Source organism: Nocardia sp. NPDC050793 (assembly GCF_040654065.1).
Taxonomy (GTDB): domain Bacteria; phylum Actinomycetota; class Actinomycetes; order Mycobacteriales; family Mycobacteriaceae; genus Nocardia.
Genome location: NZ_JBFAHG010000004.1, coordinates 644,457 through 667,022 on the forward strand (window position 1 = coordinate 644,457; position 22,566 = coordinate 667,022).

A 22,566-nucleotide genomic window follows, 5' to 3' on the forward strand; every position below is an offset into this window, starting at 1 on the left:
GACGCGCACGGTGCGGTCCGGCGATCGGCGGCAGAACCGGCGGGCGAGCCAGCCGTCCCCGGCGCTCGCGTACCCCGTGTGCGCACCACCGGTGGCGGTGGACGCGGCCAAGCCCGCGATCGGTACTGTGACCTGCCATGGGTGCCCTGATCGCGGTGGAAGGTCTGGACGGCGCCGGGAAGCGCACGCTGACCGACGCCGTGATCGCCGCGCTCGCCGAGCGCGGGCTGCGGACGGCCACGTTGGCGTTCCCGCGCTACGGGCGATCGGTGCACGCCGATCTCGCCGCGGAGGCGCTGCGCGGCGCGCACGGTGACCTCGCCGACTCGGTGTACGCGATGGCCTTGCTCTTCGCGCTGGATCGCGCCGAGGCGCGCGCGGAGCTGGCGAAGCTCTTGGCGGACAACGACATCCTCATCCTCGACCGATACGTCGCCTCCAACGCCGCCTACAACGCGGCCCGCCTGCACCAGTCCGCGGAGGGTGAGATCGCCCGCTGGACAGCCGATTTGGAGTTCGGCCGGTTCGGTCTGCCGAAGCCGGACGTGCAGGTGTTGCTGGACGTCTCCACCGAGGTCGCCGCCGAACGTGCGCGCCTGCGCGGCGAACTCGACGAGTCACGGGCGCTCGACGCATACGAACGCGACGGCGAGCTTCAGCGCCGCACCCTCGAGGTGTACCGTGAGCTGGCCGAACGGAACTGGCACGGCCGGTGGTGGACGTTCCGATCCGGTGACGATCCGGCATCGCTGGCCGCGCGCATCGCCGAAATTGTTGCCGGATAGGGTTGGATGTGCGGCGGGTTCGCACCAGTGTTGGCGTGGCGGCCCGATCCTGGCCTGGGAGATGACAACATAGTAATTATGAAGCCGAAGATTCTGGTCGTCGACGACGATATGGCACTCGCTGAGATGCTCACGATCGTCCTGCGCGGGGAAGGGTTCGACCCGCATGTGGTCGGCGACGGTACGCAGGCACTGGCGGCGGTTCGCGAGATCCGCCCCGATCTGGTGTTGCTGGACCTGATGCTGCCCGGCATGAACGGCATCGATGTGTGCCGTGTGCTGCGGGCCGATTCCGGAGTCCCGATCGTCATGCTCACGGCGAAGACCGACACGGTCGACGTCGTGCTCGGTCTGGAGTCCGGTGCCGACGATTACATCGTCAAGCCGTTCAAGCCGAAGGAGTTGGTCGCCCGGGTGCGCGCCCGCCTGCGCCGCACCGAGGAAGAACCCGCGGAGCTGCTGTCGATCGCGGACATCGTCATCGACGTGCCCGCGCACAAGGTGAGCAGGGGCGGTCAGCAGATCTCGCTGACCCCGCTCGAGTTCGATCTGCTGGTGGCGCTGGCCCGCAAGCCGCGCCAGGTGTTCACTCGAGAGGTGTTGCTCGAACAGGTATGGGGCTACCGCCACGCGGCCGACACCCGCCTGGTGAACGTGCACGTGCAGCGGCTGCGCGCCAAGGTCGAGAAGGATCCGGAGAATCCCGAGATCGTGCTCACCGTCCGAGGCGTCGGCTACAAGGCCGGACCGCCGTGACCGAAGGCGATGCCGCGCCTCCGGACGCTCAGCGCCCGCAAGACGATGCGCCTGCCGCGGGTGACCGCGCGGGCGCATTGCGCGCGATGTTGGCACGTCTGGAGCGCACGCTCGCCCCGGTGATTGCCTGGTTCAAGGAGGCAGGCACCGCTCTCGGTCATATCTGGCGACGGTCGCTGCAGCTGCGCGTCATCGTCTCCACGCTGACGCTCTCGCTGATCGTGATCACGATCCTCGGCGTTGTGCTGACCAGTCAGATCACCGACCGGCTGCTCGACGCGAAGATCAACGCCGCGGTCGAGGAGATGGATCGCGCCCGCAACACGGTGGAGAGCCAGCTGGCGGGCGTGCAGGACATGGGCACCCAGGAGCAGCGTCTCATCGACGCGCGCAACGCCCTGTCCAACCGCGGCGGCACCGGCCAATCCACCGGCGCCGCAGGCAGTTTCGATTCCGCGCTGACCGTCGTCGGCGGCATGCCGCAGCAGCAGATCGCGACCGGCCCGATCGCGGAGGTGCCGGAGGAACTGCGCCGGTTCGTGCAGCGCAACCAGGTCAGCTACCAGTTCGCCACGGTCGAGGACCCGGACGGCTACCAGGGCCGCGCGCTGGTCATCGGCAGCCCGAGCGCCGAGGTGCCGACCCTGGAGATGTACCTGATTTTCCCGTTGGCCAACGAGGAGCGCAGCCTGGCGCTGATGCGCGGCACCATGATGATCGGCGGCCTGGTGCTGCTGGTCCTGCTCGCGGCGATCACCGCGCTGGTCACCAGGCAGGTGGTGCTGCCGATCCGCTCCGCGGCGCGGATCGCGAGCCGCTTCGCCGACGGTCGCCTCAAGGAGCGCATGCTGGTGCGCGGCGAGGACGACATGGCGCGGCTGGCGCAGGCGTTCAACGAGATGGCCGAGAGCCTGTCCAACCAGATCACCCAGCTCGAGGAGTTCGGCAATCTGCAGCGGCGCTTCACCTCGGACGTGAGCCACGAGCTGCGCACGCCGCTCACCACCGTGCGCATGGCCGCCGACCTGATCCACGGCAGCAGCGAAGACCTGGATCCCGCGCTGGCGCGCAGCGCCGAGCTGCTGGTCACCGAGCTGGACCGGTTCGAGGGTCTGCTCAACGACCTGCTGGAGATCAGCCGCCACGACGCGGGCGTCGCCGAACTCCAGGTCGAGTCGCTGGACGTGCGGATGTGCGCGCGAGCCGCCATCTCGACCGTGCGGCACCTGGCCAAGGAGTCCGGCGTCGAGGTCGTCATCGACCTGCCGGAGGACCCGCTGGTCGCCGAGGTCGACCCGCGCCGCGTCGAGCGCGTGCTGCGCAACCTGCTCGCGAACGCCATCGACCACAGCGAGGGCAAGCCGGTGCTGATCCGCATGCGCGGCGACGCCGAGGCCAATGCCGTCGCCGTCGTGGTGCGCGACCAGGGCGTCGGCCTGCGGCCCGGCGAGGAGAAGCTGGTCTTCAACCGGTTCTGGCGTTCGGACCCGTCGCGCATGCGGCGTTCCGGCGGCACCGGTCTCGGCCTTTCGATCAGCGTCGAGGACGCCAATCTGCACGAGGGCAGGCTGGACGCGTGGGGCGAGGTCGGCGTCGGCGCCAGCTTCCGCCTGACCCTGCCTCTGGTGCGCGGCCGCAAGCTGGGCCCGAGCCCGCTGCCGCTGGAACCCGCGTTGCGCAGGACCCCGCAGCGTCCGCCCGAGCCCGACGAGTCGCCGACGGTGCCGTTCCCGCACGGCGATCCGAGCGCGCTCGGCGAATCGGTCGGTGCGGCATTTAACGGGACGGCGTCGCCGGGCGCCACGGCCATCGGGACCGCGAACGGTGTGGTCGAGAACGCGGAAGCCGCCGACGGCTCCGCTGAGCGCGCCGCGGCGACGGACGGTACCGGAGAGCCCACCGTGGCGCGCAATGGCGTCAGCGAGGCCGAGAAGGGGTCGGACGCGGCCGGTGCGGACGGGTCCGGGAGGGTGCTCACCGAGCGCGGAGACGTACAGTCATGAGCATGCGGGCTGCCAGATCCTCCCGACTCGCCGCGATGGGCGCGGTGCTGGTCACGGCACTGCTGGCGATCAGCGGATGCGCGAGCCTGCCGGAATCGTCGGCCCCGCAGGCGCTGGGCACGCTCAATCAGGAGCCCACCACCGAAGGTCCACCGCCGCCCATTCAGGGCCGTGATCCCGATCTGCTGCTGCGGGACTTCCTGCAGGCAACGGCTGACCCCGCGAACCGGCACCTGGCCGCCCGCCAGTTCATGACGCCGTCGGCCTCGGCGCAGTGGGAGGACGGTGCGAGCACGACGATCGTCGAGAAGCCGGACACCCTGCGCGAATCCCGTATCGGCGACAAGGCCACCTATGTGATCCGGGCGCAGAAGGTCGGCGAGCTCGCGCCGGACGGCGGTTACCGCGCGGTCGAGGGGATCGTCGAGAACAAGATCGAGATGAGCCGGGTCGACGGCGAGTGGCGCATCGAGGAGCTACCGGACGGCGTCGTCATGGACCGGTCGGCGTTCACCAAGTCCTACCGTCGCCACGTGCTCTACTTCGCCGAGCCGGGCGGCTCCTCGGTAGTGCCGGATATGCGGTGGATCTCGGTGTCCAAGAACCAGCTCGCCCAGCGTTTGCTCACCCTGCTCACCGAGGGCGCCCAGCCCGAGCTCGCCTCGGTGGTGCGCAACCAGCTGGCGCAGCCGGTCTCGCTGCGCGGCCCGATCACCAAGGCCAATGGCGATCCCGAGGAGGTCGGCGTCGGGCTCGGCGGCGTGCGCATCGACTTCTCCGGCGCCTCCGGTCTCAACCCGCGCGACCGCGAGCTGCTCGCCGCGCAGGTGGTGCTGACCTTCGCAGGCGCCGACGTCCTCGGCCCGTACATGCTGCTCGCCGACGGCAAACCGCTGGACGACCGATTCGCCGCGAACGGCTGGTCGGTCGCCGACGTGGAACAGCTCAGCCCCGCGCTGTACGCCCAGAACCGGATCGGACTGCACGCCCTGCGCGGCGGTGCGCTGGCCCAGGTGAGCGACAACGGCGTGTCTAACGCGCCCGGCTACTTCGGGTCGGTGAACAACCTGCAGTCGGTGGGGCTCTCACCCGATGGGCAGCTGGTCGCCGCAGTCGCCGCCAACGGACGGCCCGCGCCCGAGCCGCCGCGCACCCTGATGGTCGGCACCTACGGCGGCAACGCTTTCCCGGTCGCCGAGGGCGAAACGATCAGCAGGCCCTCCTGGACGGCCGACGGCAGCGCGGCATGGGCCGTGGTCGACGGCGACCGGGTGATCCGGGCGGTCAACGATCGCGGCACCGGCAACGTCTCGGTGCAGGACGTGGACACCTCGGCGTTGCACGAGTCGTGGTCCGGTCCCGCCTTCCGCGGTCCGATCACCGAACTGCGCGTCTCCCGCACCGGCGTGCGTGCCGCCCTCATCGCCGACGGCAAGGTGTACGTGGCGGTGGTGGAGCGGCGGCCGGACGGCAAATACGCGCTCACCTCGCCGTTGCCGCTGGCGGTCGACCTGAGCACCCGCGCGCTGTCGCTGGACTGGCTCGGCGGCGACGCGATCATCGTGGCGCGCGAGGGCAACGTCGACCCGGTGCTCACCGTGGCCATCGACGGTTCCGATCAGTTTCCGCTGACCTCGCAGAACCTCACGGCCCCCGTGCGCGTGGTGTCCGCCTCCCCGACCACGCAGTACGTGGCCGACTCGCGGGGAGTGCTCGAGCTGACCAGCAAACCGACCAGCGAACTCCGCTACTGGACCGAGATTCCCGGCCTCGGCTCCGACACCGCGCCGGTGCTGCCCGGCTGATCCGAGCGTCGAATGTCGGTGGCCCGGTGCACACTTCGGCCATGGGAGCCGCCGAGCACATCGCCGCCCTGCTGGACTTGGTGCTGCCCGCCGCGTGCGCGGGCTGCGGTGCGGCGGGCGTCGGATGGTGCCCCGGCTGCGCCGCGGCGCTGACTGACGGTCCGACGCGGGTGCGCCCGCGCACCGATCCCGGCGTGCCGTGCTGGGCGCTCGCGCCATACGCCGGTCCGGCGCGCCGCGCGGTGCTCGCGGTCAAGGAACGCGGCAGGCGCGATCTGTCCGAACCGCTCGGGCTGGCGATGGCGCGCGGTCTGGCTCGTTTGCGTACGCCGGGCCGTCCCCTGATGCTGGTCCCCGCGCCCAGTCGCGGCGGCTCCGCGCGGCGGCGCGGCGGTGACCCGGTGCTGCGGACGGCGCGGGCCGCCGCGGGATGGCTACCGGATTGCCAGATGGTGCCGATGTTGCGGGTGTGGTGGGGTGTGCGCGATTCGGTGGGCTTGACACCCGGTGAGCGCCAACACAATCTGCGGGGCAGGATATCGGTGCGGCACGGGCCACTCGTGCGGCTGGGCGGCCAGGGGAACGCCGAGGTCGTCGTGGTCGACGACGTGCTGACGACCGGCGCGACGGCCCGCGAATCGGTGCGGGCACTAGGCCTGGTCGGAGTCGAAACAAGTGCCGTCCTGGTGACGTGTTCGGCTTGACTCCGGGAAATTTGCGTGAACACTGGCGGACCGCCCGTTGGCGTACTACCGTCGCGATCACACACCCGAACCGAGAGTTTGGAGGTGGCGCCTCGGACAACTTCGTGTCGCGCGATTCCCCGGTGTGAGCCAAGCCCGAAGGCGTCAGCCTGTCTGACAACGAACGGGCTCTCGCGCACCCTCGACCCCGGATTTCGCACGGCGCGGCTCAATCCCGCCGCACGGGAAATCGGTCCGTGCGGCCAGATCCGGGAGGTACGCGTGACGACTTCTTCACGTCCTTCAGTGAAAGACGCAGATCCTTCGGTGCTGGATGCCGGCGCCTTGGATGCGACAGAGCAACCCGCAGCGGACGAACCACGGGCCACTCGCGCCGACATCGTGGTGAAAGGCCGCAACGTCGAGGTTCCCGATCACTATCGAATCTATGTCGCGGACAAACTCTCCCGTCTCGAACGCTTCGATCCGTCGATCTTCCTCTTCGACGTCGAGCTGTTCCACGAACGCAACCGTCGTCAGCGCAAAGCCTGTCAGCGCGTCGAGATCACCGCGCGCGGCAAGGGCCCGATCGTCCGGGCGGAGGCCTGCGCGGACAGCTTCTACGCCGCCTTCGAGTCGGTGACCGCCAAGCTGGAGAGCCGACTGCGCCGCACCAAGGATCGGCGCCGGGTCCACTACGGGGAGAAGACCCCCGTCTCGGTCGCCGAGGCCACGGCCGACTTGGTCGACGATTCGCTGTTCACTTTGACGAACGGCGTCTCCGCGGTGCACGAGCACCCCGGTGAGCGCGGCGAACAGGAGCCCGAGTACGAGGCCGGTCCTGGCCACATCGTGCGGACCAAGGTGCACACCGCGACCCCGATGACCGTCGACGACGCCCTGTACCAGATGGAGCTCGTCGGTCACGACTTCTTTCTGTTCCAAGACAAAGAGACCGATCGACCGTCGGTCGTCTATCGTCGTCACGCTTTCGACTATGGCCTGATCAGGCTCGCATAGCCAAGCGCCGAAACCATCCGGCCGACGCCCAGGAGGGCGTCGGCCGATTCGTCTCGGCGTCGACCGCGGCCCGCGCGGCAGGCCACACGCGGGCCAGCTCCAGCAGCTGTCGCAGCTCGGAATCGAGGTCGCGGGACTCGGGCGTGCCGGTACGGGGCGCGGCGTGCACGGGACCGCGGCCCTCGGCCTTGGCGTGGATCGCGTACGCGATCCGCATCGCGTAGCTCTGCACCGGTCCGGCCGCAGCCGGTATCGGAAGGTCGTGTGGCGCATACCTGTTCAGATGCAGCAGAGCGTCGCGGATCTCGACGGTCATCCGGATCAGCCGGACCTCCGGCTCGTCGCGTCCGGTCGACGCGGGATCGAGCACGATCTCCGGCACCGCGCCCGTCACGTCCGTCCAGAGCGGGGCGAGCCGACGACAACAGCGCCGGGACCGATCCCAGCCCGCGCGCGTCGCCAGCACGCCGAACAGCGGCACGGCGAGCAAAGCGGCGGTGAGCACGATGACGGTGCAGTTCGGCCATGCCCAGCGGATCAGGTCCGGATCCTCGATGTGCACCCAGCCGCCGAACAGCAGCGCCGAGAACGGCAAGCTGCTCGCGCCGACGGCCAACGCCGTGAGCAGCGCGCCGTAGACGAGTCGCTCCCGGCGGGTGGTGTTCGCGTCGACCAGTTCGCGGTACAGCACCTGTGCCATCCGGCGGCCGCACGCGATCGCGGGCAGGCAGAACGCCAGCGCGGAGGCCGCCGACCAGATGTCCGGCGCCTCGCCGAGCAGCGTGCCTTGCTCCCTGGCAGGCGTGCCGACGATCAGGATGACGACGCTGCAGGCGGCGGCGATCAGGTCGTAGCGGCGCTGGCGCACCCGCGCGCCGTTCGGGTCGGCGCCCGCCCACAGCGTGGCCGCACCGTAGGCGCTCATGATCGCGAAGAGCATGCACCCCATGGAGAGTTGGTGCATCAGGCTGCCGAACTGCGGCGCGATCCCGCGCTCCAGCAGCAGCATCCCGGCGCCCGCCCACGCCAGCGCCCGGTTGAGCAGCCGATCGGTGACGGTCTGGTGCAGCAGCGCCCACCGCCCGAGCGTCACGATGGCGACGAACCCGATCAGCGGCGCCGCGACGACGCCGGGGACGGGCGAGTTCACCTGCGTCGGTCGCGGAAGAACGTGCGGTGCAACAGGGAATCGCGGCGCGGCGGGCGCATCGCCTGCAGCATCACCATGTCGGCGAAGGTCTCGGCGTCGCGTTCTCTGCTGGTGCCGTAGTCGGTGCGACCGAGCACGTGCGCAATGGATTCCGGTGAGATCGATGGCAGCAGCTCGGCCACGGCGGCGTGGGTGTGCGCGGTCCGGTCGCTCGGTGCCGGCTCCGATTCCGGGCCGTGCCCGAGCAGCATGTGCCCGAGTTCGTGAGCGATGATGTGCTCGGCGTGCCATTCGGTGGTGTCGGCGCCGTACACGATGACATCGCTGTCCCGCTTGGCGATCCACAGTCCGCTGCCGGTGCCGCAGCCCGCGCCCGCGAGCACCGCGGTGTCCACCGGCTGCAGGGTGATCGGGCGGTCACGGAACTCGGCGACGGAGTCGAGATAGGTAGTCAGATTCCACGGATGCGGTATCGGTACGTTTCGGGAAAGTTCCCGGAACCGGGTGTCCATACCGGCCATGCGATGCGCTCTCCTACAGCAAGTTCCGCGGTCCCGCCCCGTGTAGCTGACGATGGTACCCAGGATGGTGCGCCGTGGGCGACCCCGCGGTCGGCGCCTGCTTTCCGATGACGGATCAGCGCGGCAGGTCGCTCGATTCGGCGGCAGCGTCGTCGGTGCCGCGGATCAGCCGGGCGAGCATGGCCCGGTCCACGTCGGAGCCGCGCAGCGCGATGCTGGCGACATTGGCGTCGCGCATGGTGGCCAGCAATTCGAGTTCCCTGTCGATGCTCGCGGCGGCCTGCCCCGTGGTGGTCAGGTACCGCGGCGCGACGCCGAAGCAGGAGGCGATCGCCGCCAGCAGTTCGAATTCGACTGCCGCGGCGTCGTGTTCGTCGTCGAAGCGACCGTCGCGCAGCTGCTCGAGGTAGCTGGCGGCCACCGCCCGCCGCAGCTGGCCGCTGACCTGTTCGGCAACGGATTCGGTGCTGCGTTCCGGCGCGGAGCGCGGGTGCATCACCGCGAAGAGTCTGTTGATCTTGTGGCTCAGCGGTAGGCGGGTGGCCTCGGTCATGTCGATCACCTCAGTGCTTGCCGTTGCGATTCGGCGCGGTTGTGCTGTTGGCGGCCAGCCACCTGGCCCGGAACTGAGCCTCGGTCCCGGGGCTCACGTTCTCGGTGCGGCCGGCCAGCCAGCGTCGATAGCGGCGTTCCTCGAGTTCGGTCGCGTCGTCGGTGTCGGCGGGGACCTCGAGCAGGTGCGCGAACGCCATCTCCACCAGTGGGTGCAGCTGGCGGCCCGGTCCGCCGTTGCGCTCCAGCATGACGGTCGCGTACCGGGCGGAGAGCCGGGACACCACGCGGTTCAGGTCCGAGATCGCCTCCACCACCGAGGATTCGGTGGTCTGGCCGCGTTCGACGGCGTCGGTCAGCCGGCCGGTGGCGGCGAGTAGTCCGGTGAGGTCGGAGATGTCGAACCGGATCGAGGTCGGGCCCGCCACGATCGACTCGTCGCCCGCGTGTTCACCCCCTGTTTCCTTCGGCGCGGGCGAGCCGCCGGCGTAGGTGCGCGCCGCACTGCCCGGCAGCCAGCGCAGCGGGGCGTCCAGCTTGTTCAGCGTGTGGGTGCTGATCGCGGCGTCGCCGTCCTCGATCTTCCGGATCGTCGGCGCGGAGGGCCCACCCAGATCGCCGATCTGCAGCTGCGTGAGGCCGAGCTCGTCTCGGCGTTCCTTGATGATTCGGCCGAAGCGCTTCTGCCGCGACAGCTCCGAAGGGCTTCTCATAGTGGGGGTCATCGTATGCCGAACTCCGGCCGGATGACAACTTCATAGAAAAGATTTGAAAAATCAGTGGAAAGAACGCTACTGTTCTTTCTGTGCCGGATGCGCGGTGCTGGCACTCGAAGCGGTTCCGGGACGAGCAGGGGCGTTCGACGGAACGGGCGCCCCAGCCTGCGGCGCAACGGCGCGCCGCAGGCCGGCTCAGCGGCATCTGGAGGGGATCGCTGAGCCGCCTGGGGCTCGCGCCGTTCGTCGTGCGGGACCGAACCGGGGTCGTGGGGGACGGAAAGCCTGCCCGCCCGGTGGGGTGCGGGGAGGCGCTTCCCCGTCCGTTGGCGTGGACCGAAAACTTACTTCGGAGTAAGTTTGTGTTCTACGTCTCTGGAAAGGAATTCGCATGGCTACCGACGCCGCTCGCCGTGCCGTTGTCGTGTCCGGTGCGCGCACCCCGTTCGTGCGGGCGTTCACCGACTTCACCCGGATGGACTCCATCGCGCTGGCCGACGCCGCCGTCCGAGGTCTGCTGGAGCGCACCGGGCTGCCTGGCGCGCAGGTGCAGGCCATCGTCTGGGGCGGGGTGATCCTGCCGAGCGCCGCACCCAACATCGCCAGGGAGATCGCCCTCGACCTGCGCCTCGACCACGGCTGCGAGGGCTACACCGTCACCAGGGCGTGCGCGTCCGGTCTGCAGGCGGTGACCGCCGCCGCGGCCGCGATCGAGCGCGGCGAATACGACATCATGATCGCGGGCGGCAGCGATTCCACCAGCAACGCCGAGGTGAAGCTGCCGCAGAAGCTGGTGCACGCGGGCGCCCCACTCGCACTCGGCAAGCCGAAGCTGAAGGACTACCTTTCGGCGGCAGCGCAATTGGCGCCGTTCACCGACATCCTGCCGAGCAGGCCGAAGATCGCCGAGCGCACCACCGGTGAGGTGATGGGCGAGTCGGCGGAGAAAATGGCTCGCATCCACGGTGTCGGCCGGGCCGAGCAGGACGAGTTCGCGGCCCGCTCGCATCAGCGCGCGGCGGCGGCCATCGCGTCCGGGCGCTTCGACGACGAGGTGCTGCGGGTACGCACGCCCGACGGCGCGGACATCGAGCGCGATGGACTGGTCCGCGCCGACACCAGCGTCGCGAAACTGGCCAAGCTCAAGCCGGTGTTCGCCGAGGAAGGCACCGTCACCGCGGGCAACGCCAGCCCGCTCACCGATGGCGCCTCGGCGGTGCTGTTGATGAGCGAGCAGAAGGCGCGCGAGCTCGGCTACCGGCCGCTGGCCGCGTTCCGATCCTGGAGCTACGTCAGCGTCGACCCCACCGACCAGGTGCTCATCGGCCCCGCCATCTCCATGCCGCGCGCGCTCGACAAGGCCGGAATGTCGTTGTCGGACATCGACTTCGTCGACATCCACGAGGCCTTCGCCGCCCAAACCCTGTCGGTGCTCAGCGCGCTCGCCAGCGATGAATGGGCCAAGACTCGACTGGACCGCGACACGGCCGTCGGCACCGTGGACATCGACAAGCTCAACGTGCACGGCGGTTCGGTCTCCCTCGGCCACCCCTTCGGCGCCACCGGCGCCCGCATGGTCACCACGATGGCCAACGAGCTGGCGCGCACGGGGAAGAACGCGGCGCTGCTCGGCATCTGCGCGGCGGGCGGCATCGGCGCGTCGGCGGTGCTCGAGCGGGTCTGAGCGGGTCGCCGGTGTGGACGGCTGATCCGTACCGGCGACCCTCCGCCCTTCGCGGCGCCCGCCGATCGTGTTTTCCCGCAACGAAATCGGGATGTCGCAGTCGGCAGGGCACGACGTGGTGTCCGTGCGGACTGCCCGGTCATGCTTCGCGGCAACGGTTTCAGGATGCGTCGGCCGTCAGGTGCGTGGCGGTGGTACCACTCGCGCATTCGTCGTCGACGGTTCGGCGTTGAAGCCGGTCTCGCCGAACGTTTCCCGGTGCACTGCCTCCGACAGCGGGCGTCCGGTGCGCCACCCGAAGCGTTCCAGGTCCGGGACCGTTTGGAATTCGCGCACCGGTCCGACGCACAGCCACGCGATGGGCCGGATACCGGTCGGCAGTCCGACCAGCTCGGCGAGGAACTCCGGATCGTAGAACGACACCCAACCGACGCCGACGCCCTCGGCGGTGGCGGCCAGCCACAGGTTCTGGATCGCGAGAACCGCTGAGTAGACGCCCGTTTCGGGGACGGTGGCGCGGCCGAGCACCTGCGGCCCGCCGCGGTCGTGGTCGTAGCCGACGACGATGCCGGTGCCGCTCTCCACGATGCCCTCGATCTTGATCGGCTCGAACGTCGCGGCCCGCTCGGGCGGCAGCGCGTCACGAAACTCGACGCGCTTGCCCGCCACATGATCGGCGAAGCGGCGCAGCGTCACCGGATCGCGCACCACAACGAAATCCCACGGCTGCGAATTGCCCACACTGGGCGCCCGATGCGCGGCATCCAGAATCCGCCACAGCGTGTCCTCGTCGACGGGCGCCCCGGTGAACTCGGCGCGCACGTCGCGGCGCAGCCGGATGGCCTCGTAGACACTCAGGCGATCAGCACTCACCCGGCCAGTCAACCAAAGCGGACCGGCGGGTCTACACCCGCCGGTCCGCTTCGAAGGTTCGCTAGTGCGCCGCCTCGATCGCTCGCGCACGCACCGCGTTGTCGTTTCGCGCGCTCATCGAACCAGCTGGAGTGCGGGCTCCTGCCGCGCCGCGCGCCGCGCAAACCGCCGCTTACCTTCGGCCAGCGCCGTGCGCAGACCGCGGCGCTTGCCGGTGACCGGGTCGATGGTGGTGACGGCGTTGCCGCCGAACCTGCGCTCGGAGGAGGTCTCGGGGGCGTCGTCGGCCGTGTGCCGCAGGTACTTGTTCGGCAGTGCGAGTTTGAGGATGGTGCGCCACGCCTTGAAGTACTGCACCGGCAGCGAGCCCGTGGTGTAGGGCAGGTCGTACTTGTCGCACAGCGCGCGCACTCGCACCGCGATGTCGGCGTAGCGGTTGCTCGGCAGATCGGGGAACAGGTGGTGTTCGATCTGGTGGCTCAGGTTGCCGGTCATGAAATGCATGACAGGACCGCCGGAGATGTTCGCGCTGCCGAGCATCTGGCGCAGGTACCACTGGGCCTGGGTCTCGCCGTCGATGTCGGCCTTGGTGAACTTCTCCGCGCCGTCGGGGAAGTGGCCGCAGAAGATCACCGCGTTGGACCACACGTTGCGGATCATATTGGCGGCCAGGTTCGCGGTGAGCGTGGAGAAGAACAGGGGACCGGTGAGCGCGGGGAAGACCACGTAGTCCTTGAGCGCCTGCTTGCCGACCTTGTTCAGCACCTCGCTGCGCTTGCGCTCGAACTCGGCGCGCTCGGGGCTGCCCGGCTTGTATCGGCCCGCGGCCAGCTTGCCGAGCTCGAGGTGCTGGATCGCCACGCCGTACTCGAAGAAAAGCTGCAGCAGCAGGTTGTAGACCGGGTTGCCCAGGTTGAACGGCTTCCAGCGCTGGTCGCGGGTGACCCGCAGCAGGCCGTAGCCGATGTCGTCGTCCATGCCGAGGACGTTGGTGTACTTGTGATGCAGGTAGTTGTGGGTGTGCTTCCAGTGCTTGGACGGGCCGGTGTTGTCCCACTCCCACGAGCTGGAGTGGACCTCTGGATCGTTCATCCAGTCCCACTGCCCGTGCATGACGTTGTGCCCGATCTCCATGTTCTCGATGATCTTGGCGGTGCCGAGCAGGGCGACGCCCGCGAGCCAGGCGGGCGGCAGGAAACCGGCGTAGAGCACCGCGCGCCCGCTGATCTCCAGCGCGCGCTGCAGCCTGATGACATTGCGGATGTACCGCGCATCCGATTCACCGCGCGAGGATTCGATTTCCCGCCGGATCGCGTCGAATTCCGCGCCGAGCGCCTCCACATCGGCGGCGGTGAGGTGCGCGTACTCCTTGACATCCGAGATCGCCATGCGGTTACAGTACCGTAAGTTACGACACCGTAGGTTATGTGATTCGAGTCCTCGCTGTGGCAAATCCCGCATTGCCAGCGTGGCCGCCGAATGTTATATCAGGCGCGCCGCCAGCGTGCGCGGAAGCCCTTCTCCCACACGCTCTTCCGCCGCAGTGCCGCCCGCTCGGCGCGGGCCTTCTCCTGCAGGGTGAGCTTGGCCTCGCGCAGCAGCTCCTTCTCCTGCGCGGCCTTCTCCTTCAGCGTCCGCTTGGCCTCACGCAACACCTCTTTCTCGTGCCGCGCCTTCTCCTCCAGCACCACCTTCGCCTCGTGCAGTGCCGAGCGCAGGCCGCGCCGCTGCCCGGTCTCCGGATCGGTCAGCAGCCAGTTGTTGTCGGCCCAGCGCTCGGTGCTCGGCAGCGTGATGCCGGCGAACTTGCGCTCCGAGGAGGTCTCGGGGGCATCGTCGGCGGTGCGCTTGAGGAACCGGTCCGGCAGCGCCAGCTTGTGGATGGTGCGGAAGGCGAGCAGGTACTGCTTGGCCAGCGAGCCCGTGGTGTAGGGCAGGTCGTACTTGTCACAGAGTTCGCGCACCCGCGCGGCGATCTCCGGGTACCGGTTGCTCGGCAGGTCGGGAAACAGGTGGTGCTCGATCTGGTAGCAGAGGTTGCCGCTCATGAAGGCCATCGCGGGCCCGGCCTTGAAGTTCGCGCTCCCGAGCATCTGGCGCAGGTACCACTCCGCGCCGGTCTCGTCCTCGAGCTGCTCGATGGTGAACTTCTCCGCGCCGTCGGGGAAGTGGCCGCAGAAGATCACCGCGTAGGCCCACAGGTTGCGCACCAGGTTGGCGGTGGCGTTGGCCTTCAGCGTCGACTTCCACGCGGGCCCGGTCAGCGCGGGATAGATCAGGAAGTCCTTGGCGACCTGGCGCGCGATCTTGCGGGCGAACTCCCGGTTCGGCGCCGACCGCAGCTCCCGCCTCGGAGTGTCCGTCAACTCCTTCTCGATGCTCCAGTCGTGCAGCGCGATGCCCCACTCGAAGGTGGCGGCCAGCAGCAGGTTGGCCAGCGGCTGCACCAGGTGGATCGGGCGCCACTCCTCGTCGCGGGTCATCCGCAGGATGCCGAAGCCGAGATCCTCGTCCTTGCCGAGGACGTTGGTGTAGGTGTGATGGGAGTAGTTGTGCGCGCGCCGCCACTGCGACGACGGCCCGGTCATATCCCACTCCCAGGTGCTGGAGTGGATCTCCGGATCGTTCATCCAGTCCCACTGCCCGTGGCTGACGTTGTGCCCGAGCTCCATGTTCTCGATGATCTTGGCGACCGAGAGCAGCGCGGTGCCCGCGAGCCAGGCCCAGCGGTTGCGGCTGCCGAACAGCACCGCGCGCCCGGCGACCTCGAGGCCGCGCTGGGCCGCGATGGTGCGGCGGATGTATTTCGCGTCGCGTTCGCCGCGGGAAAGTTCCACGGACCGCCGGATGCTGTCGAGTTCCTGCCCCAGGGTCTCGATATCGGCGGCCGTGAGGTGGGAGAACGTCTGGATATCGGTGATGGCCACCGGAGTCCCTTCTCTGCTCGACTTATGCGGTCGAGGGTACCTGCGTCTCAGGCGGTATGGATGCTGTCTTCGACGGGCCCGGCGCCGTCACGCTGCGCTACCGCCTCCGGGCCTGACCGTCTCAGCGGTGTCGGATTGTGTCCGAGGCAGGGCCCTGCGTGGTTACGCTGCGCTGCCTCCTCCGGGCCTGACCGCCTCAGACATCGAGGGTGCAATCACCGGCGGCGGCCGAAATGCAGGTCTGCACCTTGTCGCCCTCGCGGCGCTCCTCGCCGTTGCGGAGGTCCCTGGCGTGTCCGGAACTCAATGTCACCACACAGGTCTGGCAGATGCCCATCCGGCAGCCGAACGGCATCTGAATCCCGGCCGACTCGCCCGCCTCCAGCAGACTGGTCGCGCCGTCGACCTCGACGCTGCGGCCGGACTTGCCGAAGCTGACGGTGCCGCCCTCGCCGATCGCCGAGCGTTCGATCTCGAACCGCTCCACGTGCAGCCGGTCGGCGATGCCCGCCGCGCGCCAGTGCTGTTCGATCTCGTCGAGCATGGCGGCGGGGCCGCAGGCCCAGGTGTCGCGTTCGCGCCAGTCCGGGAACTTCGCGTCCAGGTCGGCGAGGGCGAACTTGCCCTGCTCGCCGGTCAGGTGCAGGTGCGACTGGAAGCTCGGCTGCCGGTCGTGCAGTGCGCGCAGCTCCTCGCCGAACATCACGTCCTCGGCGGTGCGCGCCGAATGCAGATGCACCACGTCGGACACCACGCCGCGCCGGTCCATCGCCCGCAGCATCGACATCACCGGGGTGATGCCGCTGCCCGCGGTGAGGAACAGCACCTTGGCGGGCGGCGGATAGGGCAGCACGAAACCGCCCTGCGGCGCCTGCAACCGGACGATCGTGCCCGGCTTCACGCCTCCGACGATGTGACTGGACAGGAAGCCCTCCGGCATCGCCTTCACGGCGATCGAGATGACACGTTTGCCGCCGTGCTCGGGGGCGCTCCAGTCCGGCGGGCAGGTCAGCGAGTACGAACGCCAGTGCCAGCGGCCGTCGACCAGCAGGCCGATGCCGATGTACTGGCCCGGCTGGAACTTGAAGTCGAAACCCCACCCCGGCTTGATCACCAGGGTCGCCGAATCCGCGGTCTCCTCGCGCACGTCGATGATCCGCCCGCGCAGTTCGCGCGCCGACCACAGCGGGTTGGCCAGGTGCAGGTAGTCGTCGGGCAGCAGCGGCGTGGTCACCCGGGCGACGGCCCCGCGCAACACGTTGAGCCGACCACCGCGATCGGCGACGCTCGCCGCGGGCGCTTCGAGCCAGTCGCGGACATTTTTGAAGACCATCGGTGCCGTTCGTCTTTCTGTAAGAGGTGGCGACCGCCGTCGGGGCCGCTCTCGGCTAGGTTACGGCATCGTAGGTTAGCGGGCATCGGCGACCGCGCGCCGCTTTCCCGCCCGCGGCCTCGAAGCGGTTCCGGCCCAGCGTGATTCGGCCCTGAGCGATTCGACTCGGTGCCTTCGGCCTCAGCGCCGTTCAGCGCAGTCGCATTCGATTCGATCGCCGATCGAACTCAGCGCGAAAACGAGCTCAGAGCAGTTCGAGCAGGAACGGCAGTTCCTGCGCGGCGTACCAGGCGAGCTGGTGGTCCTCGGCGTCGCCGAGCACGAATTCGGCGTCGGCGTCACCGAGATCGGCCGCGTCGATGACGTCCACCGCCTTGGCCACCTCCGGCTCGGCCTCGGCCAGGTCGACGTGGATCGAGGCGATCCGCGCGTAGCCGATCGGCCCCGCGAGCTTGACCACCGCGTCGTCGAGATCGGGCCGCAGCTTGGCGCCCGCGACGTCCGCGGCGATCACGGCCCGCCGGTACACCGGACCGCCGGATGGCCGCGCGGCCGCGGGTTCCCCGTCCTCGATGTCCTCGATGATGGCCTCACGTTCGGCGGCGAGCAGGCGCAGCGAGGCGCGGGCCGCTTCCAGCATCGCGACCTCTGCCAGCTCCTCGTCGTCGCCGGACGCGTAGGCCTCGCGCAGCGCGGGCGTGACCGCGAAAGCCGTGCCGCCGATCGGGAGGATCTCCCGCTCCTCGACCAGTGCGCGCAGCATCGGCACCGTCGCGGGCACATACACCCGCAGGATGTTCTTCTGATCAGGCGCAGGCACCGAGCATCTCCTCCATGGACTCGTGCACCGCGGCGGCCAGCACCTCGATGTCGGCCATCGCGTCGCGGTCGGCGTTGAGTCCGTAGAAGACGCGTCCGTCGTAGGACGTGATCCCGATGCTCGAGGCCTGATTGCGCAGCAGCGGCGACACCGGATACATCTCCAGCATCCGCGCGCCGCCGATGTACATCGGCGTCTGCGGACCCGGCGCGTTGGTGATCACCAAGTTGAACGTGTGCTCTGCGAACGTACTCGCCGCCCGCACGCTCATCGCATGCAGGCTGGCCGGAGCGAACCCGGCCATGTGCACCAGCGTGCGCGCACGCACCCCGCGCCTCGCCTTGCTGTTGGCCTCGGTGGCGTGCGCGATGTGCGAGAGCCGCATCACCGGGTTGGGTTCGCCGACCGGCAGATCCAGCAGGAACGAGGACACCTCGCTCGCGGGCTCGAGCCGATCCCGGTCCGGGCCTTCGACGTACACCGACATCGGCACCACCGCGCGCAGCGTGGTCGACTCGATCAGCGCCTCGCCCCGGGAGAGCAGCCAGTTGCGCAGCGCCCCGGTGACGACGGCGAGGATCGCGTCGTTGGTCGCGCAGTCGAAGCGGTGGCGGATCTTGCGGTAGTCCTCCAGGTCGGTGCGCACCACGTCGAAGCGGCGGCTGCGCGAGGTGCGCGCGTTGAGCGGACTGTCCGGCGCGCCGATGGCGGCGGTGCGCACTGCCGAGACGACCGAGTCGACCGCGCGGCCCGCAGCGCCGATCATCGCGAAGGCGTCCGCGCTCGCGTCGCGGGCCACCTCCAGCGCCTCGCGTGGCTGGGCGGCCAGATGGGTGAGCGCGCCGACCAGCAGCTCCACGTCGGTGGGTTCGCGCGGCGCCACCCAGGCGTCGTCGGCGAGACCGCGCGGCGACGGGCTCGCGTCCAGGATGACGTGCCCGATCTCCAGCGCGCCGACACCGTCCACCAGCGCCGAATGGGTCTTGGTGAAGATGGCGCTGCGGCCCTCGGTGAGCCCTTCGATCAGGTACATCTCCCACAGCGGCTTGCTCTGGTCGAGTGGCCGCGAGGCCAGCCGCGCGACCAGGTCGTGCAGCTGTTCGTCGGTGCCGGGACTCGGCAGCGCGGAGCGGCGAATGTGATAGGTGATATCGAAGCGGCTGTCCTCCACCCACACAGGCCTGCCGAGCGCGAACGGGATCTCGCGCACTTTGCGCCGGTAGCGCGGGACAAGGGAGAGCCTGCTCTCCACCAGATCGACGAGCCGGTCGTAGTCGAGGGGCGATTCGCCGTCGAGGAGGCCTTCGCCGGTGTTGCGGACGATCGCGAGCGAGCCTATGTGGATCGGGTTGCTGCTCGACTCGAGCCGATAGAACGCCGCGTCCTGCGGCGTCAAACGCGTGATCACGCTGCCCGGTGCTCCTTCCGATGCCGTGTCCCCGCCTCATTGTCGTTCGCGACAAGGAAAAGGTGGTGGATCCTGTGGCATATCCAGCGAAATCGGTACAGATATTTACCCGTGAGAGCCCGCGTGGCAGGGTTGTCCGCGCTCGTTCGAGCGGGGTGGGCTTTGAAGAGGGGTAGGGACTGCACAGTCGGCGACCGTCGCTTTCGCTCGCTCCGCATCAGGGAATCACGAGCCGCACTGCCCTTGCCGTCCCGCGCGTATGCCGCTGCCACCGGCGCGTCGGACCCCTGCCATCGTATGGCACCGGCCTGCGAAGCGGCTCGGCTCGCGCGTGATTCGCCCCCGGTTTGCGGCGCGACCGACCGACGCAGAGGCGCTGACCCGCGGATTCACGCCCGCCGCGGCCGTCGCGCGCACGGCGAGGCGAGTACGGTGATAAGCGACGCCCCGCGGCCGCCGCGGCGATGGCGCCGAGTAAACACAGCCGGACGCGGTGCGTTCCGAGCCCGCGCCCACGGCCAGGGCGAACGCGGACGTCGCTAGCATGGTTGCAGCATTACCATGAGGCGTGCTGCGGATTCCGCCGTGCCCGGCGGAAGATGTGGGGGCCCGACATTTGACACACCGACCAGAGGACTGACGAGACCCGTGCCTGCGCTGACACTGACGAGGTTGCTACGGATCGGTGAGGGTCGCACCGTCAAGCGGCTCGCTCATCTGGCCGACGAGGTCCTCGCGCTCGACGCGGAGCACGAGCAGCTCACCGACGCCGAGCTGCGCGCGAAGACCGACGAGTTCAAGCAGCGCTACGCCGACGGCGAGAGCCTCGACGACCTGCTGCTCGAGGCGTTCGCGGTGGCGCGCGAGGCGTCTTGGCGGGTGCTCAACCAGAAGCACTACAAGGTCCAGGTGATGGGCGGCGCCGCGCTGCACCTCGGCAACATCGCCGAGATGAAGACCGGTGAGGGCAAGACCCTGACCTGTGTGCTCCCCGCCTACCTCAACGCGCTGTCCGGCGACGGCGTGCACGTCGTCACCGTCAACGACTACCTGGCGAAGCGCGACGCCGAGTGGATGGGCCGCGTGCACCGCTTCCTCGGCCTCGAGGTCGGCGTCATCCTCGGCGGAATGAGCCCGGCCCAGCGCCGCGTCGCCTACAACGCCGACATCACCTACGGCACCAACAACGAGTTCGGCTTCGACTACCTGCGCGACAACATGACGCACTCGCTGGACGACTTGGTGCAGCGCGGGCACAACTTCGCCGTGGTCGACGAGGTCGACTCCATCCTGATCGACGAGGCCCGCACCCCGCTGATCATCTCCGGCCCGGCCGACGCCTCCTCGAAGTGGTACGCCGAGTTCGCGCGCATCGCGCCGCTGCTGAAGAAGGACCTGCACTACGAGGTCGACATCAAGAAGCGCACCATCGGCGTGCACGAGGCGGGCGTGGAGTTCGTCGAGGACCAGCTCGGCATCGACAACCTGTACGAGGCCGCCAACTCGCCGCTGGTCAGCTACCTGAACAACGCCATCAAGGCCAAGGAGCTCTACCAGCGCGACAAGGACTACATCGTCCGCGACGGCGAGGTCATCATCGTCGACGAGTTCACCGGGCGCATCCTGGTCGGCCGCCGCTACAACGAGGGCATGCACCAGGCGATCGAGGCGAAGGAAGGCGTCGAGATCCAGCCGGAGAACCAGACGCTGGCCACTATCACGCTGCAGAACTACTTCCGCCTCTACGACAAGCTCTCCGGCATGACGGGTACCGCCGAGACCGAGGCGGCCGAGCTGCACCAGATCTACGGGCTCGGGGTCGTGCCGATCCCGACGAACCGGCCGATGGTGCGCGCCGACCAGTCGGACCTGATCTACAAGACCGAAGAGGCCAAGTTCTCCGCCGTGGTCGACGACGTCACCGAGCGGCACGAAAAGGGCCAGCCGGTGCTGATCGGCACCACCAGCGTCGAGCGCTCGGAGTACCTGTCCAAGCAGTTCACCAGGCGTGGCATCCCGCACAACGTGCTGAACGCGAAGTTCCACGAGAAGGAAGCCGAGATCATCGCCGAGGCGGGCAGGCCGGGCGCGGTCACGGTCGCCACCAACATGGCGGGCCGCGGTACCGACATCGTGCTCGGCGGCAACCCGGACATCATCGCCGACATCCTGCTGCGCAAGCAGGGCCTCGACCCGGTCGAGACGCAGGAGGAGTACGAGGCCGCATGGCATCCGGCCCTGGAGCAGGTCAAGCAGCAGACCGAGGAGGACGCGGAAGCGGTTCGCGAGGCGGGCGGTCTGTACGTGCTCGGCACCGAGCGGCACGAGTCCCGGCGTATCGACAACCAGCTGCGCGGTCGCTCCGGCCGCCAGGGCGATCCTGGTGAGTCCCGCTTCTACCTGTCGCTGGGCGACGAGCTGATGCGGCGCTTCAACGGCGCGGCGCTCGAGGCGATCATGACCCGGCTCAACCTGCCCGACGACGTGCCGATCGAGGCGAAGATGGTCTCCAAGGCGATCAAGAGCGCGCAGACCCAGGTCGAGCAGCAGAACTTCGAGATCCGCAAGAACGTCCTCAAGTACGACGAGGTGATGAACCAGCAGCGCACCGTCATCTACGGCGAGCGCAACCGGATCCTGCGCGGTGAGGACATGGAGGGCCAGGTCCAGAACATGATCACCGACGTGATCACCGCCTACGTGGACGGCGCCACCGCCGAGGGCTACGTGGAGGACTGGGATCTGGACAAGCTGTGGACCGCGCTGAAGACCCTCTACCCGGTCGGCGTGGACCACAAGGAGCTGACCGGTGAGACCGGCATCGGCGAGGCGGGCGATCTGACTCGCGACGAGCTGCTCGACGCCCTGCTCGACGATTCGCACGACGCGTACGACAAGCGCGAGCAGGAGATCGACGGCCTGGCCGGCGAGGGCTCCATGCGCAATCTCGAACGGCAGGTGCTGCTTTCGGTGCTGGACCGCAAGTGGCGCGAGCACCTCTACGAGATGGACTACCTCAAGGAGGGCATCGGCCTGCGCGCTATGGCGCAGCGGGATCCGCTGGTCGAGTACCAGCGCGAGGGCTTCGACATGTTCGCGGCGATGCTCGAGGGCCTGAAGGAGGAGTCGGTCGGCTTCCTGTTCAACCTCCAGGTCGAGGTGCAGCAGCCGCAGCCCGCCGGCGTCGCCGTCGACCCCGGCCTGCGCTCCCCGGTCGGTGCCATGTCCGGCGCCCCCGCCCCGCTGCCCACCCAGGAAGCGCCCGCCGCCAACGGCGCCCCGGCCGCCCTGCGCGCCAAGGGCATCGACGAGCGCACCACCCGCGGCTTCAGCTACTCGGGGCCGGGCGAGCGCGGTGGCGCCGAAGTCCACAGCGACGCCGAGGAGTACGGCTCCGAATCCGGCGCCCACACCACGCGTCGCGAACGCCGCGAAGCGGCGCGCGCGGAGAGCAAGGGCAAGCGCGCTCCGAAGTCGCGTCGTCGGCACTGATCGACCCGAACATCGAAGGCGCCCAGGGTTTCCCTGGG

At 69.1% G+C, this 22,566-nt stretch carries 18 protein-coding genes; 8 read left to right on the forward strand and 10 right to left on the reverse strand.

Features of this window, described 5'->3' with window-relative positions:
• Positions 1 to 137 precede the first annotated feature (137 nt).
• The 6 genes from AB0H50_RS17600 (at position 138) to raiA (ending at position 7,052) form a co-directional block, all read left to right on the forward strand.
• On the forward strand, positions 138 to 785 hold the full coding sequence (locus AB0H50_RS17600; RefSeq protein WP_357453156.1) for a dTMP kinase: 648 nt from the start codon (positions 138 to 140) through the stop codon (positions 783 to 785).
• A gap of 69 nt (positions 786 to 854) precedes the next feature.
• Positions 855 to 1,541, forward strand: a complete 687-nt coding sequence (gene mtrA, locus AB0H50_RS17605; RefSeq protein ID WP_174553503.1) for an MtrAB system response regulator MtrA — start codon at positions 855 to 857, stop codon at positions 1,539 to 1,541.
• A gap of 86 nt (positions 1,542 to 1,627) precedes the next feature.
• Complete coding sequence (gene mtrB, locus AB0H50_RS17610) at positions 1,628 to 3,544, forward strand: MtrAB system histidine kinase MtrB (protein ID WP_357453484.1); 1,917 nt, start codon at positions 1,628 to 1,630, stop codon at positions 3,542 to 3,544.
• Positions 3,541 to 5,349 (forward strand): MtrAB system accessory lipoprotein LpqB, encoded by a 1,809-nt coding sequence (gene lpqB / locus AB0H50_RS17615; RefSeq protein WP_357453159.1) that lies wholly within the window; start codon positions 3,541 to 3,543, stop codon positions 5,347 to 5,349. Before mtrB ends, lpqB begins: the two co-directional genes overlap by 4 nt.
• A gap of 41 nt (positions 5,350 to 5,390) precedes the next feature.
• The gene (locus tag AB0H50_RS17620) at positions 5,391 to 6,053 is read left to right on the forward strand and encodes a ComF family protein (protein ID WP_357453162.1); all 663 of its coding nucleotides are present in this window, start codon (positions 5,391 to 5,393) and stop codon (positions 6,051 to 6,053) included.
• A 324-nt stretch (positions 6,054 to 6,377) separates the two neighbouring features.
• Complete coding sequence (raiA, locus tag AB0H50_RS17625) at positions 6,378 to 7,052, forward strand: ribosome-associated translation inhibitor RaiA (protein ID WP_357453487.1); 675 nt, start codon at positions 6,378 to 6,380, stop codon at positions 7,050 to 7,052.
• Here raiA and AB0H50_RS17630 read toward each other — a convergent pair.
• From AB0H50_RS17630 to AB0H50_RS17645, 4 genes are all read right to left on the reverse strand, one after another.
• Positions 7,039 to 8,202: an MAB_1171c family putative transporter gene (locus AB0H50_RS17630; protein WP_357453165.1), complete on the reverse strand. Its 1,164-nt coding sequence runs from the start codon at positions 8,200 to 8,202 to the stop codon at positions 7,039 to 7,041. The genes raiA and AB0H50_RS17630 overlap by 14 nt on opposite strands.
• Complete coding sequence (locus AB0H50_RS17635) at positions 8,199 to 8,723, reverse strand: hypothetical protein (RefSeq protein ID WP_357453168.1); 525 nt, start codon at positions 8,721 to 8,723, stop codon at positions 8,199 to 8,201. The genes AB0H50_RS17630 and AB0H50_RS17635 overlap by 4 nt, the downstream gene beginning before the upstream one ends.
• A gap of 115 nt (positions 8,724 to 8,838) precedes the next feature.
• Positions 8,839 to 9,276 carry a hypothetical protein gene (locus AB0H50_RS17640; RefSeq protein WP_357453171.1) on the reverse strand — a complete coding sequence of 146 codons (438 nt, stop codon included), beginning with the start codon at positions 9,274 to 9,276 and terminating at the stop codon, positions 8,839 to 8,841.
• 10 nt (positions 9,277 to 9,286) lie between these two features.
• Entirely contained in the window at positions 9,287 to 9,988 is a 702-nt protein-coding gene (locus AB0H50_RS17645; RefSeq protein ID WP_357453174.1) for a helix-turn-helix transcriptional regulator, read from the reverse strand.
• A gap of 394 nt (positions 9,989 to 10,382) precedes the next feature.
• Here AB0H50_RS17645 and AB0H50_RS17650 point away from each other — a divergent pair, with 394 nt between their 5' ends.
• Entirely contained in the window at positions 10,383 to 11,675 is a 1,293-nt protein-coding gene (locus AB0H50_RS17650; RefSeq protein ID WP_357453176.1) for an acetyl-CoA C-acyltransferase, read from the forward strand.
• A gap of 177 nt (positions 11,676 to 11,852) precedes the next feature.
• Here AB0H50_RS17650 and bluB read toward each other — a convergent pair whose 3' ends face one another.
• The 6 genes from bluB to AB0H50_RS17680 form a co-directional block, all read right to left on the reverse strand.
• On the reverse strand, positions 11,853 to 12,548 hold the full coding sequence (gene bluB, locus AB0H50_RS17655) for a 5,6-dimethylbenzimidazole synthase (RefSeq protein ID WP_357453179.1): 696 nt from the start codon (positions 12,546 to 12,548) through the stop codon (positions 11,853 to 11,855).
• Positions 12,549 to 12,662: 114 nt separating this feature from the next.
• Positions 12,663 to 13,937 carry a fatty acid desaturase gene (locus tag AB0H50_RS17660; protein ID WP_357453182.1) on the reverse strand — a complete coding sequence of 425 codons (1,275 nt, stop codon included), beginning with the start codon at positions 13,935 to 13,937 and terminating at the stop codon, positions 12,663 to 12,665.
• A gap of 98 nt (positions 13,938 to 14,035) precedes the next feature.
• Positions 14,036 to 15,475 (reverse strand): fatty acid desaturase, encoded by a 1,440-nt coding sequence (locus AB0H50_RS17665; protein WP_357453185.1) that lies wholly within the window; start codon positions 15,473 to 15,475, stop codon positions 14,036 to 14,038.
• A 196-nt stretch (positions 15,476 to 15,671) separates the two neighbouring features.
• Complete coding sequence (locus AB0H50_RS17670; protein WP_357453188.1) at positions 15,672 to 16,808, reverse strand: ferredoxin reductase; 1,137 nt, start codon at positions 16,806 to 16,808, stop codon at positions 15,672 to 15,674.
• Positions 16,809 to 17,052: 244 nt separating this feature from the next.
• On the reverse strand, positions 17,053 to 17,604 hold the full coding sequence (locus AB0H50_RS17675) for a hypothetical protein (RefSeq protein WP_357453489.1): 552 nt from the start codon (positions 17,602 to 17,604) through the stop codon (positions 17,053 to 17,055).
• 10 nt (positions 17,605 to 17,614) lie between these two features.
• Positions 17,615 to 19,036 carry a wax ester/triacylglycerol synthase family O-acyltransferase gene (locus AB0H50_RS17680; protein WP_357453191.1) on the reverse strand — a complete coding sequence of 474 codons (1,422 nt, stop codon included), beginning with the start codon at positions 19,034 to 19,036 and terminating at the stop codon, positions 17,615 to 17,617.
• A gap of 648 nt (positions 19,037 to 19,684) precedes the next feature.
• On the opposite strand from AB0H50_RS17680, the gene secA reads away from it, so the two are divergent.
• The gene (gene secA / locus AB0H50_RS17685) at positions 19,685 to 22,528 is read left to right on the forward strand and encodes a preprotein translocase subunit SecA (RefSeq protein WP_357453194.1); all 2,844 of its coding nucleotides are present in this window, start codon (positions 19,685 to 19,687) and stop codon (positions 22,526 to 22,528) included.
• The last annotated feature ends 38 nt before the right edge of the window (positions 22,529 to 22,566 follow it).